Here is a 16,337-nt window from a genome sequence, read left to right as displayed (position 1 = left end):
AACGAGGTCGGAACCGGCTAGGCGGCAGCCATCCCGCCCGGCTCGAACGAGGCCAGCATCTGCTCAAGGGCCGCCTGGTCGGGCCCCACGAACGGGTCGGAGTCCGGGGCCATCGCGATCGTCTCCAGCATCCGGTCCGTCATCCGCACGGCCGGCGGCAGATGCGTGCACAGCACGATCTCCGGGTTCATCTCGCGCAGCGGCGCGATCGTCGCCCGGTACTTCTCCGCGTCCACGATGTGCACCCACGGGCTGTCGAGCGTCGCCCACAGCAGCTGCGTCTGCCGCAGCTCCTCCGGCTTCAGGTCGCTCGCGTGCCCGCTCTCCGCGATCTCCAGGGTCGGCATCGGGCCGCCGAAGCAGTCGGAGCTGAAGCAGATCCGGGTCTTGTCGTCGTAGAAGCCGACGGTCGCGGGGTTGTCGAAGAGCGGCGGCCGGAAGGCGTGCAGCATGCGGTCGCCGACGTCGAGGGACTGGCCGGGGTTGAGGAAGTACACCCGGTCCATGGGCAGCGGCCGCTCGGTCATCATCACGCCGAAGCCGACGAAGGTCGTGACCACGCGCGCGTCCGGGGCCGCGTCGAGCAGGTCGAAGATCCCGCCCGTGTGGTCGCGGTCGGGATGGGTGAGCCAGATCCAGCGCACGTCGGCCGGGTCCATGACCTCGCCGAGCGCCGCGACGAAGTCACGGTCCTCGACGGAGAGCCCGGTGTCGACGACGACCGGTTCGGCGGCGGTCAGCGCGAAGGCGTTGACGGGGATGTGGCCGATGCCCGGGGCTTCGAGGCTGTCGGCGAGCACGGTGGTGTCACTGCCGACCTTGTGGATGTCCATGGCATGCCTGCTCCGTGGTCCCCCCGAGCGGCCGTACGACACCAGTCTGCGCCGTGGGAGGGGGAGGCGCGCGGTGGGCGGGGGAGGTGCGCGGCGATGAGGTGGGGGGCCTGTACGCGGCGGGAGCCCTGTACGCGGTGCGAGCCTCGCCCACGGCGGGAGGCCCGTACGCGGCGGTGCGAGCCCCGCCCACGGTGCGAGCCCCGCCCACGGTGCGAGCCCCGCCCACGGCGGGAGGCTCATACGCGGGTGCGAGCCCCGCCCACGCCGCGAGCGGCACCCACGACGAAAGGCCCGATGGGGCAGCCCCTACTCGCAGCAGCCCTTCCCCGAAGGCGGCTCGTTCAGTTCGAACCAGATCGACTTGCCCTCGCCCCGCGGGGCGAAGCCCCACGCGTCCGCGAGCATCTCCATCAGGAGCAGGCCGCGGCCGCTCGACGCCATCTCGCCCGGGTGCCGCTTGTGCGGCAGCTCGTCGCTCTGGTCGGAGACCTCCACGCGCAGCCGCCGCGACTCCTCGCCGCAGGCGACCTCGGCGACCAGGAGCGCGTCGCCGTCCGTGTGGACGAGGACGTTCGTGACCATCTCGGAGACCATCAGGACCGCCGAGTCGAGCTGGTCCTCGTCCTTCCAGTCGTGCAGTAGCTGGCGCAGCTGCTCGCGGGCCTCGGCGATCCGCTCCGGCTCGGCCTGGGCGATCGTCATCAGGGTGCGGCGCGGTGCCTCGGCCACCGTGCCCGCGGGCCGGCGGGAGAGCAGCAGGACCGCGATGTCGTCCTCGCGGCGGTCGGCGAGCGGGCCGGTCGTGTGGTGCGAGCCGGGGCCGTGGACGGCCTCGACGAGGGTGTCGGCGAGGTGCTCCAGGTCCTCGCCGTCGTGGGACTCCAGGAGCTCCTTGACCCGCTCCCAGCCGGTGTCCAGGTCGTGCCCGCCGGTCTCCAGGAGGCCGTCGGTGCAGATCATGAGGGTCTCGCCGGGCTCCAGGGTGAGCCGGGTCGTGGGGTAGTCGGTGTCGGGGTCGATGCCGAGGGGCAGGCCGCCGGCCGTCGGCCTCAGGAGAACCGTTCCGTCGTTCATCCGTACCGCCGGGTCCGGATGCCCGGCGCGGGCGATGTCGACCGTGCCCGTCTCCAGGTCGACCTCCAGGTAGAGGCAGGTCGCGAAGCGCGGGCCGACGTTCTCCCCGTCGTCCCCGTCCGTGATCCCGTACAGGAAGCGCGAGGCGCGCGAGAGCACCGCGTCCGGCCGGTGGCCCTCGGAGGCGTACGCGCGCAGGGCGATCCGCAGCTGCCCCATCAGGCCGGCGGCCCGCACGTCGTGGCCCTGGACGTCGCCGATGACGAGCGCGATGCGGCCGGCGCCGCGCCCGCCGGCGCGGGTGTGGCCGCCGGGCAGCCGGATCATGTCGTACCAGTCGCCGCCGACCTGGAGCCCGCCGCCGGTCGGCACGTACCGGGCGGCGACCTGGATGCCGGGGATGCCGGGGCCGAGGACCGGCATCATCGTCCGCTGGAGCCCGAGGGACAGCTCGCGCTCCGACTCGGCCACCCCGGCGCGCGCGAGGGCCTGCGCGAGCATCCGCGCGACCGTCGTGAGCACCGAGCGTTCGTCGGGCGTGAAGGCGACCGGGTGCTTGAAGGCGGCCATCCAGGCGCCCATCGTGCGCCCGGCGACGACGAGCGGCACGAAGGCCCAGGAGCGGCGGCCGAAGCGCTGGGCGAGCGGCCAGGTGGTGGAGTAGCGCCGCAGGTACTCCTCCGGCGTCGGCAGATAGATCGCCCGCCCGGTCCGTACGACCTCGGCCGCCGGATAGTCGGTGTCCAGTCCCATCGACGAGAACGGCCCCTCGTCGCCCTGGCTGTGCCCGTGGTGGCCGATGACGGTGAGCCGGTCGCCGGCGACGCCGAAGACGGCGAGTCCGTCCGGCGAGAAGCCGGGCATCGACAGCGAGGCCGCGACGCGCAGCACCTCGGCCGTGGAGCGGGCCTCGGCGAGGGCGCGGCCGGCGTCGAGGAGGAAGGCCTCGCGGGAGCGGCGCCAGTCGCCGGTGATGGGGGTGTGCGCGGCGGTGCCGGGCTGCTGCTCGGCGACTTCCTGGAGGGTGCCGACGAGCTGGTAGTCGTTGCCCTCGATGAGGGGCTTGGACCGGCTCCGTACGGTACGGATCACCCGGCCCTGCTCGTCCATGATCCGCAGCCGGGCCTCGGCGAGGGTGCCCTCGGCGACGGCGAGATTGACGACCCCGTCGATCTCGTTCCAGTCGACCGGGTGAAATCGCGAGCGTACGGCCGCCTCGGTGAGCTGCACCGATTCGGCGGGCAGCCCGAGGAGCCGGGCCGCCTCGGCGTCGAGCGAGACGATCCCGGACGCGTTGTCCCAGCGCCACAGGCCGGTCGCGATCGCGGCCAGGACGTCCTCGGTGCGCATTGCCCCACTTTATGAATATCGGACAGCAGGTCGCCACTGAGAGTATTCGAAAAGGGATCATGGGGCGGCCGGTACCCTGGGTGCGTCTGTCCGCGTGTTCCTGTGACTTGCGTCCCGTGAGTGACGGTGTGCGACGACGGCGCCCCACCCCAAGATCCCGATCCCGAAGACTGGATGAACGACGATGCATCGGTACAGGTCCCACACCTGCGGCGAGCTCCGCGCCTCTGACGTCGGCACCGACGTCCGGCTGAGCGGCTGGCTGCACAATCGGCGCGACCTGGGCGGCATCCTCTTCATCGATCTGCGCGACCACTACGGCATCACGCAGCTCGTCGCCCGCCCCGGCACCGCCGCGGCCGAGGTCCTCGACAAGCTGACGAAGGAGACCGTCGTCCGCGTCGACGGCAAGGTCGTCTCGCGCGGCGCGGACAACGTCAACCCGGAGCTCCCCACCGGCGAGATCGAGATCGAGGCCGCCACGGTCGAGGTCCTGGGCGCGGCCAAGCAGATCCCCTTCACCGTCAACACCGACGACGGCGTGAACGAGGAGCGGCGCCTGGAGTACCGCTTCCTCGACCTGCGCCGCGAGCGCATGCACCGCAACATCATGCTGCGCTCGGCCGTCATCGCCTCCATCCGCTCGAAGATGGTGGCCCTCGGCTTCAACGAGATGGCGACCCCGATCCTCGCCGCGACCTCTCCTGAGGGCGCCCGCGACTTCGTCGTCCCGTCCCGTCTGAACCCGGGCAAGTTCTACGCGCTGCCGCAGGCGCCCCAGCAGTTCAAGCAGCTGCTGATGATCTCCGGCTTCGACCGCTACTTCCAGATCGCGCCCTGCTTCCGCGACGAGGACGCCCGCGCGGACCGCTCGCCGGGCGAGTTCTACCAGCTCGACGTCGAGATGAGCTTCGTCGAGCAGGAAGACGTCTTCCAGCCGATCGAGAAGCTGATGACGGAGATCTTCGAGGAGTTCGGCGGGGGCCGTCACGTCACCTCCCCGTTCCCGCGGATCCCCTTCCGCGAGTCGATGCTGAAGTACGGCAACGACAAGCCCGACCTGCGCACGGCCCTGGAGCTCGTCGACATCTCCGACGTCTTCGAGGCGTCCGAGTTCAAGGCCTTCGCCGGCAAGCACGTCCGCGCCCTGGCCGTCCCGAACACGGGCGACCAGCCGCGCAAGTTCTTCGACGCGCTGGGCGACTTCGCGGTCTCCCTCGGCGCGAAGGGCCTGGCCTGGGTCCGCGTCGGCGAGGGCAACGCCCTGACCGGCCCGATCGCCAAGTTCCTCACCGAGGAGAACATCAAGGTCCTCACCGAGCGCCTCGGCCTGGAGCCGGGCCACGCGATCTTCTTCGGCGCGGGCGAGTTCGACGAGGTCTCCAAGATCATGGGCCCGGTCCGGGTCGAGGCCGCCAAGCGCGCCGGCCAGTTCGAGGAGAACGTCTTCCGCTTCGCGTGGATCGTCGACTTCCCGATGTACGAGCGGGACGAGGAGACCGGCAAGATCGACTTCTCGCACAACCCGTTCTCCATGCCGCAGGGCGGCATCGAGGCCCTGGAGACCCAGGACCCGCTGGACGTCCTCGGCTGGCAGTACGACATCGTCTGCAACGGCATCGAGCTCTCCTCGGGCGCGATCCGGAACCACGAGCCCGAGATCATGTTCAAGGCCTTCGAGATCGCGGGCTACTCGCGCGAGACGGTCGAGCACGAGTTCGCGGGCATGCTCCGCGCCTTCGAGTACGGCGCCCCGCCGCACGGCGGCATCGCCCCCGGCGTCGACCGCATCGTCATGCTCCTCGCCGACGAGCCCAACATCCGCGAGACCATCGCCTTCCCGCTCAACGGCAACGCCCAGGACCTCCTGATGGGCGCCCCCACCGAGCTCGACGAGTCCCGCCTGCGCGAGCTGAACATCCAGCTCCGCAAGCCGGTCGAGAAGGCGGCGGAGAAGCCGACCGACGACCGCCCGGTCACGGACGCGGTCCACCCGGACGCGGCGCGGTAGTCACTGACGCTCTGTCACTGAAGGGGCCCGGAACCGTGGATATGGTTCCGGGCCCCTTCGGCGTGCGCGGCGGAGATCAGCCGAGTCGCTCCTGGAGCCCTCGAAGGCGACTGGCGAGGTCGGGGAGAGACCGCCTCATTGGAGCCTGATCTCGGCGGGTAGGTCGGAGCGTTGCATGCGCCCGAGAGCGAGGTCACGCACCTGGCATCCAGCGAGCCGACCAAGTCGAAGCCTTGGGCTCGACAGAGCGCCGCATCGTCATACCGTGCGGAGTCGCCGGAATTCATGCGGAGTGCGGGGGAACAAGGAGGAGAGGATGTTCGACTGCAGCTCTCCATCAAGAGAGGAAGCGAGGAACTGTGTGCAGGATACGGAGAAATGCTCCCATCGGTCGCCGCGTGCCTCGTTCACCATGACGGTCCATTGGTCCGGATCAAGGCCGGGTCGAACAAGCCAGTAGAGGCATTCTCCGTTGTCCGTGGTCGCCCATGGGATGACTCGGGACCCCTCGACCTCCAGTTCTGTCGGCTTCCTCTCGAATTCCCATAGGCCTTCCAGGTTATCGGCCTGGTTTTCCACCCATTCGATGAGTTCATAGTTCTCGTTGGGGCATCCGGGCTCGAGTACGTAGAGATAGTCGTCCCAGTTGCTCCCTCCGTAGACATGAATGAGCTCCTTATAGTCGGCTGGAAGATCAACCCCGAGGGTGCGTTCGATCTCGCCCCAGTCTTTCCGGCGAGAATCGCTCGGTGGCGGGGCGATTTCGAGAAGACGCGCAAGGGCGTTGGTCATGGCGTGGATCCACTCTTCTTCTGGTTGGGTATGTATGCAGTATTTCCCGAATCGACGATTCCGGTGCTGTGGTGCTGAGTGAACTGGAAGCCGTTCGAGCCGTAGGCCTCGATGTATACCCCCGCGGGGATCTCGTCACTCCCATTGTATCTAGGGGTGACGCTGTACTGGATTATTTCCCCGGACTCGGTTGCAGCCCTGACCTGATTTTCTATATGCCGCATGACGGGGGAATTGGCGTAGGAGTGCATAGTGACGAAGTTTTCCGGTTTATAATTGGATCCGCCGAGCTGTGCGCCGAGAAGATGGGCTCGGTTGTACCCCTTGTCCTTTTCCCAGCCGGGGGGATCGCCGTGCGGGTCCGTGGGATTCTTCCCCATCATGTCGTCTCCCAGTGTGGCGCGCATTCCCGTCGGCCGTCCGAGTTCGTCCAGTTCGCCATAAATAACCCTGCCGCCCCATGTAGGGTCGTCCGGCTCGTTCTTGCAGGGGAGAAGCCCGAGAGGATCGGCCCACAATAGAGGGTTGTGGACGTATGCCGCCGGGTTTGGGGACGGGGCGAGGCCGAGAGGGTCCTGGCTGAGGTAGCGGGCGCTTTCCGGGTCGTAGTAGCGGAAGTAGTTGTAGTGGAGGCCCGATTCGGGATCGAAGTACTGGCCGGGGAAGCGGAGCGGCGTGTATGCCGTGGCGTCGCGGTTCCAGGTCGTTGTGCCCCAGAGAGTAGTGCGGGTATGCCAGGCCAAGTCGCCGAATTCGCCGACGAGTTCCGTCGGGGTGCCGATCAAGTCGGTGACGATGGCGAAGAAGCGTTCGTCGTCGGTGTCCGTGCGGCGTTCCGTCTGGGACAGGGGGCGGGGGCCCGCGTGGTCCCAGGTCAGGACGACGTTCGCGGTCGCCTGCTCGCAGAGGGTCGTGCCGTCCCAGGTGAAGTGGACGGTCTCCACGGCCGATTGCTTGGATATTCGGCGACCCAGGGGATCGTACGCGTACCGCCAGATCGTGCCGTCCGGGGTCGTCACCGCGGTGAGGCGGTCTTCCGCGTCCCATTCGTAGCGCCAGGTATCCGGCTTGCGGGAGAGACGGGTCTTCTGGCGCAGGACGGTCCGGCCCTGGGCGTCGTGTTCGTAGCGGAAGGCACCGGCGGTGACGATCCGCGTGCCCTGGTATGCGCGTGCGCCTGTCGCGGAGTGGGCCGGATGCGTGGACGGCCAGTCCGCCTCCGTCTGGTTTCCGGCCTCGTCGTAGGCGTACCGCTCGGTCCAGCGGTCCGCCCGCACCGCCGTGATCCGGCCCGACCCGTTTACGTCGAAGTGGCGCGTGCCCAAGAGACCGTCTGTGACGGAGACCAGTCCGCCGCCGGGGTGGTATTCGTACGCGCGGTGCTGGAGGCGGCTGTCCCGGGAAGTGATCTCCTGGGCCGTCAGGCGGTTCATCACGTCGAATGACGACTTCAGTGTCACGAACTCCGACACTGTGCGCTCCACTTCGCGGCCCAGGGCGTCGAAGGAGAAGGCGATCTCGCGTCCGGATGCGGTGAGCTTCGTCCTGCGGCCCACCGCATCGAACGCCCACTCGCTCACCGCACCGCTCGGCGTCGTTCTGCCCACCTTGCGGCCCAGCTCGTCGTACGCGTACGTGAGCGTCCGGCCGTTGACCGTCTCTGACTTTAGGCGGCCGTAGCGGTCCCGGAGATGCTCCAGTCTCACCTCCGGGGCCGTCGCCACCGAGAGCTCATCGAAGATGTCGTACTCGAACGTCGTGACCGCCCCGTCGGCGACCTCCTTGCGGATCACCTGGCCGAGGGCATTGTTCGAGAAGTCGATGCGCTGACCCATGCCGTTCGCCCGAGACGTCACACGACCCGCAGCGTCGTACTCGTAACTCAGCGTGCGGCCGTCGAAGTCCGTTTCTGCGATCAGTCGGCCCGCGGGGTCATAGACGTAGTCCCAGGTCAGGCCTTGCGGGTTGGTTACCTGCGTCAACCGCAGATTTGTGTCGTGAGAGAACTTGTGGTGGACGCCGTCAGGGTCGGTGCGCGCCGTCATCAGGTCGAAGTCCGTATACGCGTAATGGGTCGTGCCGCCCAATACGTCCGTGTGTCCAAGGCAGTTGCCCTCGCCGTCGTACGTCCAGGACTCCACCATGCCGTCAGGTGCCGTTCGGCGTGCCGGCCGGCCCTCGACCGTCCACGCCATCCGGGTCTCCGCGCCGAGAGCATCGGTGAACCGGACTCTGCGGCCGAATGCGTCGTGCTCGTAGTGGGTCGTGGCACCGAGCGGATCGGTGATCTCGATCGGGAGACCACGGTCGTCCAGGACCAGTCGCGTGGTGGCGCCGAGCGCGTCCGTCACCGACGTCAGCCGGCCCGACTCGTCGTACGCGAACTCTGTCCGAGCGCCCGAGGGGTCCGTGACTGACGTGCGGTTGCCGCGTTCGTCGAAGGTCTGGCGGGTGACATTGCCGTCGGTGCCGACGATGCGTATGGGGAATCCGCGTTCGCTGTACTCGGCTCGTGCCTGCCGTCCGTCCGGGCGCTCCAACACCGTCACGCGGCCCTGCTCGTCACGCGTGGTGCGGCTGACGTGGCCCAGCGGATCCGTCCGGGACAGCAGGCGGTTGTGGCGGTCGTACGCGAAGCGGGTGACCGCTCCGAGAGCGTCGATCTCGGCGACGACCTGGGAAAGGTCATTGATCAGGTACCGCTGGGTGTGCCCCAGGCCGTCGGTGAGGGTCGTGACGCGGAGTCCGGTCGCCGGGTCGACGTCGTCCCAGGTGAAGGTGGTTTCGAGGTGTCCGTTCGTGCCCGACTGGTAGGTGCAGCGGTCCTGGTCGTCGTAGACGTAGTCGAAGCGGCTGCCGTTGGTGTCGGTCCATGAGGTGATGCGGCCGTGTTCGTCGCAGCCGAAGCGCAGGGGGCGGCCGCAGGAGTTGGTGACCTCGGTCAGGTGGCCGTCCGTGTAGCCGTAGCGCAGGATCTCCTGGTCGGATCCGTCCGCCGCCGCACCCGCGAGGTGGAGGGCGGTCACCCGGCCTTCGCTCGTCGTGAGCTTCAGGTGGTAGCCGCCGTGGTGCACGATCGCCGTCGGGGCGCCCGACTCGTCGTACTCGAAGGTGATCCAGCGGCCGTTGCGGTCGTCGATCTGGGCCAGGAGCGCGAGCCCGTCGCTGTGGTCCGTGAAGTGCCGGACCGTGCCGGCGGCGGGGTCGGTGATCGTGTAGCCGTCCTCGACCCGGTCCAGCGGCCACTGCCGGCCGTGGGTGGGCATGACCGGGACGCCGGGCGCCGGGTGCGGATACGCCAGGAGGCTGCCCTCGTCACAGCTGAAGACGACCCCTTCCGAGTCGATCTCCAGCCTCTGGTCCACCGTGCTCGACCACGCCGGGCCGAACCAGCGGCCCGAGCGGCGCGATGAGTCGAAGCCGCGTCGGAAGACGAGAGGAAGCGATCCGGGCAGGGCGATGTCGGTCTGCGGCAGCAGCATCCGGCCCGTGGCGATGTCGATGGGATCCCGCTCGCACCGCGTCTCCTTGCCCGTCTTGCACGTGCTGGGCGGGTTCTTCTCCTGGTCCGCGCGGCTGCCGTCCGGCTTCTTCCCGTCGGGCAGGTGCTTGGTGCCGTTCAGACCGACACGCAGGCCGCTGCGGAGGGCGCCCGCGCCCTTCGTGCCGAGCAGTTCGGGGAACAGCCGGCCGATGAACTCCGACGGGTCGCCCTTCGCCGCGTCCCAGGCGTTCTTCAGCGCCCTGTCCGGGTTCGCCACCGTGGACGCCAGGCCGGAGAGCGTCATGTTGACGCCCTTGTAGTACTCGGCCGGGTGGGTCAGGTTGTACGCGTCGACCGGGTTGACCGAGCGGACGAAGTTGATCAGACCCGCCGTGCCCTTGATGACGCCACCGCCGACGTGGGCGAGCTCGAAGCTCGTGCCCAGGCTGTAGTCGGCAAGTTCCAGCATGGCCTTCTCGCGGCCCGTCGGTTCCTTGGGCGCGTGTGCCATGGCAGCACCGACCGCCGCCTTCGCGGTCTCCCCAGCCTCGTTACGTGCCGTCCGCGCGTCGTTCAGGATCTCGCGGGCTCGCTGCCGCTTGGCGTTGCCGGGGTCGGAGAAGGCCCCGGGATCCGGCAGCGGACTGTCGCCGGTGCGGGCCGCGTTGTACGCGTCGACCTTCTTGTTGTACGTCTCGACGGCCGCCTTGGAGTCCTGGTCGCCCTCCTTGTACAGCGCGATCGCCTCACGCGCCTTGCCCTGCGCGCTCACGACGGCACTGGAGTACGTCTCCAGCGCCTTCGCCGCGTCCTCCATCGCGTCCGCCGCGCGCAGCCAGTCCGTCGGCAGGGTCCGGAACTTCTCCCGGAACGCGTCGGCGGCCTCGCCCTTCCAGTGGCCGGAGTCCAGCTGCTTCATCCCGCTGCCGACCAGGTCGAACGCCCGCTGGAAGTCCCGCAGGTTCTTCACGGCCTCGGCGATCTTCTCCGGCTTGCCGTGGACGAGCTCGTCCGCGTCCTCGGTCTGCCCGAGCTGCTGCTCCCCGACCTGCGCACCGAGGGAGGACGCGGTCTGGTCGCCCCAGTCCTCGACCGCGTCCGCCCAGTCGCGCGCGCCCAGGCTCTCCAGGCCCTGGCCGGTCTTGTCGGTGACGTAGTCGATGCCCTCGCCGAGGCCCTGCTTGCCCTTGTCGATGGCGTCACCGACCTTGTCGATGCCCTTGTCGACCAGACCGCCCCAGTCCACCATCAGCGGTTCTCCCCCCAACGCGGCTGCTCCGCCTGGTCGATGGTCGCCTGGTCGGGATCGAGCGTGTCCTTGAGCTGCTCGTCCATTCCGTCCCGCAGCTTCGAGTCCAGCACGCCCGAGCGCTCCAACCCGTCGAGCATCGAGTCCTCGACGTCGTACGCGGTGTTCTTCCAGTTCTGCTTGACCTCTTGATGGGCGTCGCTGAACGACTCCGGGTCCCAGTTCGCGTTGTCCCACGTGTTCTGGTCGCGGATCGTGTCCCAGCGCATCTTCTTGACGTCGTCCTCGGACAGGTGCGGGTTCCCGTTGAGGGAGTTCACGCCGATCTTGATGGAGTCCTTGATGTACTGCTCCTGCTCCGCGAACGAGCCCGCGGACAGGCCGACCGCCAAGGCGAAGCCGTTCCCCTGCTGGGTCAGCGCGCGGACGCCCCACTCCCACCGGTTGCAGAACGTCTCGAACTCCGACGTCAGGCCGCCGTGCCCCAACTCAAGCCCGGACAGGGCGAGATCGGAGAACCCGCGCCCCGTCGAGGCCTCGCCCGTCATCCCGAGCTCCTTCAGCTCGGCATGGGCCAGGTCGATGCCCTTCGCTATCGCCGCGAGCGCCGCCGCCGGCGCCGCGAGATCGGGATCGTTGCCGCTCATCGTGTCTCCGTTCCCCCGAGATCCACCGCCACCTCGTCCGGGACGATCCCCGCCACCGGCGGAAACAGCGCCCCGTCCGCACTGCCCGCGTCGAGCGCGACCCCGCCAGGCCCGGGCAGCATCGGCACCATCACGTCGAGCAGCCGTGCGCCGAGGATCGTCCGGTACGTCCACTCGCGCGCCGCGTCACCCCGCGCGACCGCGAACCGCGCCAGCGCGTCCTCGTCCGAGAACGCGCAGATCCACCGGACCCCGTTGAAGTCGGCCGTCCACAGGCTCCCGGACTCGTCGAACGGCACCAGCACCGCCGTACGCCGGAACTCCCCCAGCAAACGCGCAAACTCCCGTCGTGCCACCGCGACGTCATCGGCCGGTTTCGGCGCAGCAGGCGCAGCAGGTGGGGTCGGCGGATTGGTCGGAGTCGCCGGAGTCGATGTGGCTCGCTGGACGGGCGCATCCGCCAACTCGGCGAGCCTCGACACCTGGTGAGGCGTGGGTATGTCGTCCCCGTTGTCCTTCACTCACGCATGCTGCCATGCGGCCGTTCACGTGAGCAACGAACTGGGGTGCGAACCCGTCAGGTCGGGCGGGTCGCGACTCCTGCGGGTGTGCACGTTCCGCAGGTGCCTGGTTCGGGGGCGCGGTAGGCGCGGTCGCAGGTGTCGCAGTTCTGGAGGGGGTGCCGGGGTCCCGGGTCCTCGCGCGGGGTGCGGAACGGTGGCAGGGGTGGGAGCTGGGCCGTGAGGCGGTGGGCCAGGAGGGCGGCCGGGCGGTGGAGGGGTTCTGGGGGTAGGGCAGTGGTCAGGGCGCGGTGTACTGCCTCGGGGGTGAGGTCGCGTTCCAGCCAGGCGGCGACTCCCGGGACCAGTTGTTCGGCGTCCGTGGCGGAGATCAGGAGCCGGGGGTCCTCGCGGCGGAGTCCGGAGAGGACTCCGAGGGCGGTCTGGAGGAGGTCCGGGGTCGGGTACACGGGCTGCGGTACGGCGGGGAGGGCGCGGCGGCGCGGTGGTTTTTCGGCGGTCCGCCGGGGCGGGGGGCTCGGGTCGTCCCCGCGGCCGGTCCTGCCCGGCTGGTTGCAGGAGACCGTACGGGTGACCATGCGGCCCCCGTCGGTGCGTACGCGCGTGCGCCGCAGATAGCCGTGGGTCTCCAGCTCCCTGAGGGCGGCGGCGATCCGGGTCTTTCCCTCGGGGAAGCGCGTGGCCAGGGTGTCGATGTCGACCTGGGCGCCGGTCGGGAGCGACTGGATGTGGAGAGCCAGGCCGATGGCCGTCAGCGACAGCTCGTCGTGCTGCGCCAGATGGTTGCCGACCACCGTGAAGCGGGTGGTGTGGCGGGCGTTGTCGTGGATCACGCCGCCCGGGCGCCTGCGGTCACCTCGGGAGGCGTGGCTTTTCCCGTCGTTGCGGGACTGGGCGCGCGGGCGCGCGCTAGTGTTCTGGGTACCCATCGGGAAGTGCCTCGTACTTCCTCGGTGGTCAGGCCCTCGCAGTGGGATTCGCCGTCCCGGCGGGGGCCGACTCATGTCAGCGGTGATGTGGTGATGTGGTGTGTCGCGCTGAGCCTAGATCAAGCAACCCCGCCCGAAGCCAGCCGATTTGGTGTTTTTCACTCAAGTGAGTGAGCCCGGCCTGAGCGGGGCGGAGGGGTGGGGCTTGGTCCGGTTTCTTTCTCTCGGTGGTCGTCCTTGAGGAGACCCTCCGCCTCACCGAAGTCCCTATTTCAGGGGTTCGGTGACCCCTCCGTTTCCGCAGGTCAGGTGCGTTGCAGGTCGAGTTCGGCCCATACGGTCTTCCGGGGTACGGGACCGAACTCGACGCCCCACCGGTCCGCCAGCGCCTCGACGAGGAGCAGCCCACGTCCGGAGTCGCCCTCGGGGCAGGCCGGTTGGAGGCGTGGGAGGCTCTCGCTCCGGGTGTCCGTCACCTCGATACGGAGGACATCCGGCTGCGACAGGAGCCCGAGCCGGAAGCTCCGGCCGGCGACCCGGCCGTGCGTCGCCGCGTTCGTGGCGAGTTCGGCGACGACTTGCGTGGCGGTCTCCCTCACGCCGTACGGCACCTCGTGATCCCCCATCCACTCGACGGCGAGCAGGCGTGCCAGTCGTGCCCCGCGTGGCGTGGGGGACAGGAGGACGGTGAAGTGGCTTTCGGGAGACAGGACTTGAGTGGTGTTCTGCTCATTCATGTCACCGAGCGTGGCCGTCCCCGCCTACCGTGAACAGTGACGACGCCGATGCGTAGGGTGACTGTCCGGGGCTTGTCCACTGCTGTCCGGGCTGTCCGATCCCCTCGGGAGGGTAGGGGCGTCGCGATACGAGGCGGGGCGAGGGAAGGGTGCGGTATGTCGGTGGACGGCGGGGCGCAGCGACTCAAGACCGAGGCGGACGAGCCGGGGTGGGAGGTCGATCCCGACGATGACTGGGGTGTGGCCGTAGTCGCCACTGTGGGGCGGCAGTTGAGGCTGCGGAGGGAGGCGGTGGGGATGCGCGCCGCCGAGCTGGGGGCCGCCACCGGCTATGGCGAGGACCTCATCTACAAGATTGAGAGCGGGAAGCGAATCCCGCGACCTGAGTTCCTGGACAAGGCGGACGAGGTGCTGGGGGCGGATGGGCTGATCTCGGCGATGAAGGAGGACGTCGCAAAGGTCCGCTACCCGAAGAAGGTGCGGGCCTTGGCGAGGATGGAGGGCAAGGCGGTCGAGATTGGGGTGTACGAGTGCAACATCATCGCCGGTCTGTTGCAGACGCCCGAGCATGCCAGGGCCGCGATCGAGGCGGCGCAGCCTCCTTATTCGCAGGACGATGTAGAGCGCATGGTGGCCGCTCGTGTGGCCCGGCAGTCCGTCTTCGAACGGGACCCGGCGCCCGCTCTTAGTTTCGTGCTGGAAGAGGCTCCGCTGAGGCGCCCTCTCGGAGGCACAATGGTGCGGCGGAGGCAGCTCGAACGTCTGCTGGAGGTGGGTCGATTGCGCAACGTCACGCTCCAGGTGATGCCGACGCACAGCGAGGTCCACTCCGGTCTGGACGGCAGGATCGAGCTGCTGAAGTTCGCGGACGGTACGGCGGTGGGGCGCTCCGATGGGGCGTTCAGCGGTCGGCCCGTTTCTGACCTGAGGCAGCTCCGCATCCTTGAGCTGCGATATGGCACCATCCGGGCGCAGGCCCTCCCTCCACGGGAGTCGCTGGCCCTCATCGAGCAACTGCTGGGAGAGACATGATCCGCAAGGCCGCCGCCGGGGACGCCTCCGAACTGGCGTGGTTCAAGAGCAGCTATAGCGGCGGAAACGACGGCGACTCCTGCGTCGAGGTCGCCTGGCGCAAGAGCAGCTACAGCAGCGGCAGCGAGGGTGACTCATGCGTCGAGATCGCCACCACCCCCGCAACCATCCACGTCCGTGACTCCAAGAACCTCGGCGGCCCGCAGCTCGCGCTGACGCCGGCCGCCTGGGCGGGGTTCGTCTCGTACGCGTCCAGCTGAGCCGCCACCGCCCCGTCCCGAGCGGCGGTACCGAGCGGCGTTGCCTCTCTACCGCGCGGTGGTGCCGTCCTCACCGTCAAGCTCGTAGATCCGCTCCTGAAGCCGTTCACCGGCCCACTCCAGCCCGACGCCCAGGTCGAACCAGTGCCGGTCCTTCCGCGCTGCGGGCTGTGAGAGGTCGACCGCCGCCCAGGAGAACACTCCCAGGAGGACGGAACGCCCGTGCTGCGCTGTCCGCACGGACAGCGCAAACGGCGCGGCGAGTGCCGCGCGGGTCACCAGGATGACCGGTTCGCCCTCGGAACGCGGACGGCCACCCGTGAGGAACCGGGGCGCTTCGAGGATCTTCACCCACTCGACCACCGCGTCTGCCACCTGGGCGCGCAGGGACTCCTCAATGCCCTCCCGGACGGCCCTCGCGGGATCATCGCCGAGCCAGCCAAGCCAGTGATCAGGATCGGTGAGCTTGCTGAAGTCGTCCTGGGGCACCCCGTGACGGGGATTCTCCTGGTACTCACCTGTCAGCTTCCCGCTGCCATCTACCACCCACGCACCGCGGATCGCCTCGGGAGGTACGTAGCCGTTCGGGTCGTCGACATACGTCGGGTCGATCTCGGCGACGCTGCCACCCGGATTCTCGGCAGCCGCAGCCAGCAGCGCCGGCTCGTTCGGTATGCCCTTACGTCGGCTCCGCGATCCAAAAAGCCCCACGTTCCCACCCCCACCGTTGCCCGCCTCGTCGACTCCGATTGTGCCGCAGCGGTCAGGACCGCATGCGGACGGAGCCGCGGGGAGGAGGACGGCCGCGAAGCCCGCGGTCGGCGAGGCCTGTTACGGGCTCACCTCGGTGGCGACCGAAGGGTCGTACCGCATCAGCTCAGTCGTGACGGTCCTGTGCACGCCCGGCCCTCCGCCAGATCACCGTCATGCCGAGCACCAGGATGCTCAGCGCCAGGACCACGATGACGACCTTGATCGCACGGTCCACCAGCAGGTGGTGAAGGAGTTCCGACGACTCCGCTCCGGGGCTGGTCATCGCCGGCCGTCCTGTCGCCGCGACCAGGACGCCCCGTTCTTCCTGCCCTCAAGCCGTCGGGCGGCGGCGCGCAGCCCGGCCCTCACCACGGGGTCCGCATACCGGCGTGCCTCGTCGAGCCTGCCCCTGCGCCTGAGCGTCAGGGCGATGGCGAAGGCCGGCAGTGCCAGCGCAGTCGATGCTCGACCGGGTCGGAAGTCGACTGCTCGAACACGTCGAGCGCATCGGAGACCTGGGCAGCCGCCCCCGTTCCGAACAGTTCGAGCTCGCAGCCGAGATCCTGTCCGCACGGGCGTGTTCCGACGTGCTGCTCACGCATCTGGGCGGTCTGTCACTGCCCGGGGGAACTCCGGACGCGGAGCACTGACCGCAGCGCCCC

At 69.1% G+C, this 16,337-nt stretch carries 14 protein-coding genes; 4 read left to right on the top strand and 10 right to left on the bottom strand.

Features of this window, described 5'->3' with window-relative positions; all coding sequences use genetic code 11:
- Positions 1–17: 17 nt before the first annotated feature.
- Both ASC82_RS27450 and ASC82_RS27445 read right to left on the bottom strand, forming a co-directional pair.
- Positions 18–833 carry an MBL fold metallo-hydrolase gene (locus ASC82_RS27450; RefSeq protein ID WP_056653482.1) on the bottom strand — a complete coding sequence of 272 codons (816 nt, stop codon included), beginning with the start codon at positions 831–833 and terminating at the stop codon, positions 18–20.
- A 309-nt stretch (positions 834–1,142) separates the two neighbouring features.
- The gene (locus ASC82_RS27445) at positions 1,143–3,260 is read right to left on the bottom strand and encodes a SpoIIE family protein phosphatase (protein ID WP_056653478.1); all 2,118 of its coding nucleotides are present in this window, start codon (positions 3,258–3,260) and stop codon (positions 1,143–1,145) included.
- A gap of 184 nt (positions 3,261–3,444) precedes the next feature.
- Between ASC82_RS27445 and aspS the strand changes: the two genes are divergently transcribed.
- Positions 3,445–5,271, top strand: a complete 1,827-nt coding sequence (gene aspS / locus ASC82_RS27440; RefSeq protein ID WP_056653475.1) for an aspartate--tRNA ligase — start codon at positions 3,445–3,447, stop codon at positions 5,269–5,271.
- Between the two features lie 258 nt (positions 5,272–5,529).
- Here the strand turns inward: aspS and ASC82_RS29755 are convergent, their stop codons facing one another.
- The 6 genes from ASC82_RS29755 to ASC82_RS27415 all read right to left on the bottom strand — a co-directional run bounded on the left by ASC82_RS29755 (position 5,530) and on the right by ASC82_RS27415 (position 13,630).
- The gene (locus ASC82_RS29755; RefSeq protein ID WP_079039514.1) at positions 5,530–6,063 is read right to left on the bottom strand and encodes an SMI1/KNR4 family protein; all 534 of its coding nucleotides are present in this window, start codon (positions 6,061–6,063) and stop codon (positions 5,530–5,532) included.
- On the bottom strand, positions 6,060–10,796 hold the full coding sequence (locus ASC82_RS27435; RefSeq protein WP_079039513.1) for a putative T7SS-secreted protein: 4,737 nt from the start codon (positions 10,794–10,796) through the stop codon (positions 6,060–6,062). The genes ASC82_RS29755 and ASC82_RS27435 overlap by 4 nt, the downstream gene beginning before the upstream one ends.
- Positions 10,796–11,443 carry a hypothetical protein gene (locus ASC82_RS27430; protein ID WP_056653472.1) on the bottom strand — a complete coding sequence of 216 codons (648 nt, stop codon included), beginning with the start codon at positions 11,441–11,443 and terminating at the stop codon, positions 10,796–10,798. The genes ASC82_RS27435 and ASC82_RS27430 overlap by 1 nt, the downstream gene beginning before the upstream one ends.
- Positions 11,440–11,964 carry an SseB family protein gene (locus ASC82_RS31305; RefSeq protein WP_242427803.1) on the bottom strand — a complete coding sequence of 175 codons (525 nt, stop codon included), beginning with the start codon at positions 11,962–11,964 and terminating at the stop codon, positions 11,440–11,442. The genes ASC82_RS27430 and ASC82_RS31305 overlap by 4 nt, the downstream gene beginning before the upstream one ends.
- 56 nt (positions 11,965–12,020) lie before the next feature.
- Positions 12,021–12,893, bottom strand: a complete 873-nt coding sequence (locus ASC82_RS27420; RefSeq protein WP_056653466.1) for a helix-turn-helix domain-containing protein — start codon at positions 12,891–12,893, stop codon at positions 12,021–12,023.
- Between the two features lie 305 nt (positions 12,894–13,198).
- Positions 13,199–13,630 carry an ATP-binding protein gene (locus tag ASC82_RS27415; protein WP_079039512.1) on the bottom strand — a complete coding sequence of 144 codons (432 nt, stop codon included), beginning with the start codon at positions 13,628–13,630 and terminating at the stop codon, positions 13,199–13,201.
- A gap of 156 nt (positions 13,631–13,786) precedes the next feature.
- Between ASC82_RS27415 and ASC82_RS27410 the strand changes: the two genes are divergently transcribed.
- Positions 13,787–14,662, top strand: a complete 876-nt coding sequence (locus ASC82_RS27410; RefSeq protein WP_056653459.1) for a helix-turn-helix transcriptional regulator — start codon at positions 13,787–13,789, stop codon at positions 14,660–14,662.
- On the top strand, positions 14,659–14,922 hold the full coding sequence (locus tag ASC82_RS27405; RefSeq protein WP_056653456.1) for a DUF397 domain-containing protein: 264 nt from the start codon (positions 14,659–14,661) through the stop codon (positions 14,920–14,922). The genes ASC82_RS27410 and ASC82_RS27405 overlap by 4 nt, the downstream gene beginning before the upstream one ends.
- Positions 14,923–14,970: 48 nt before the next feature.
- Here the strand turns inward: ASC82_RS27405 and ASC82_RS27400 are convergent, their stop codons facing one another.
- On the bottom strand, positions 14,971–15,633 hold the full coding sequence (locus ASC82_RS27400) for a hypothetical protein (RefSeq protein WP_056653452.1): 663 nt from the start codon (positions 15,631–15,633) through the stop codon (positions 14,971–14,973).
- Positions 15,634–15,799: 166 nt separating this feature from the next.
- Positions 15,800–15,958, bottom strand: coding sequence for a hypothetical protein (locus tag ASC82_RS30765; protein ID WP_199862619.1), 159 nt, complete (start codon positions 15,956–15,958; stop codon positions 15,800–15,802).
- A gap of 163 nt (positions 15,959–16,121) precedes the next feature.
- Here ASC82_RS30765 and ASC82_RS30760 point away from each other — a divergent pair, with 163 nt between their 5' ends.
- On the top strand, positions 16,122–16,325 hold the full coding sequence (locus ASC82_RS30760) for a hypothetical protein (protein WP_199862618.1): 204 nt from the start codon (positions 16,122–16,124) through the stop codon (positions 16,323–16,325).
- Positions 16,326–16,337 lie beyond the last annotated feature (12 nt).

Source organism: Streptomyces sp. Root431 (assembly GCF_001426585.1).
In the GTDB taxonomy this organism is placed as follows: Bacteria; Actinomycetota; Actinomycetes; order Streptomycetales; family Streptomycetaceae; genus Streptomyces; species Streptomyces stackebrandtii.
This window is presented reverse-complemented; position numbering and strand designations above follow the sequence as displayed.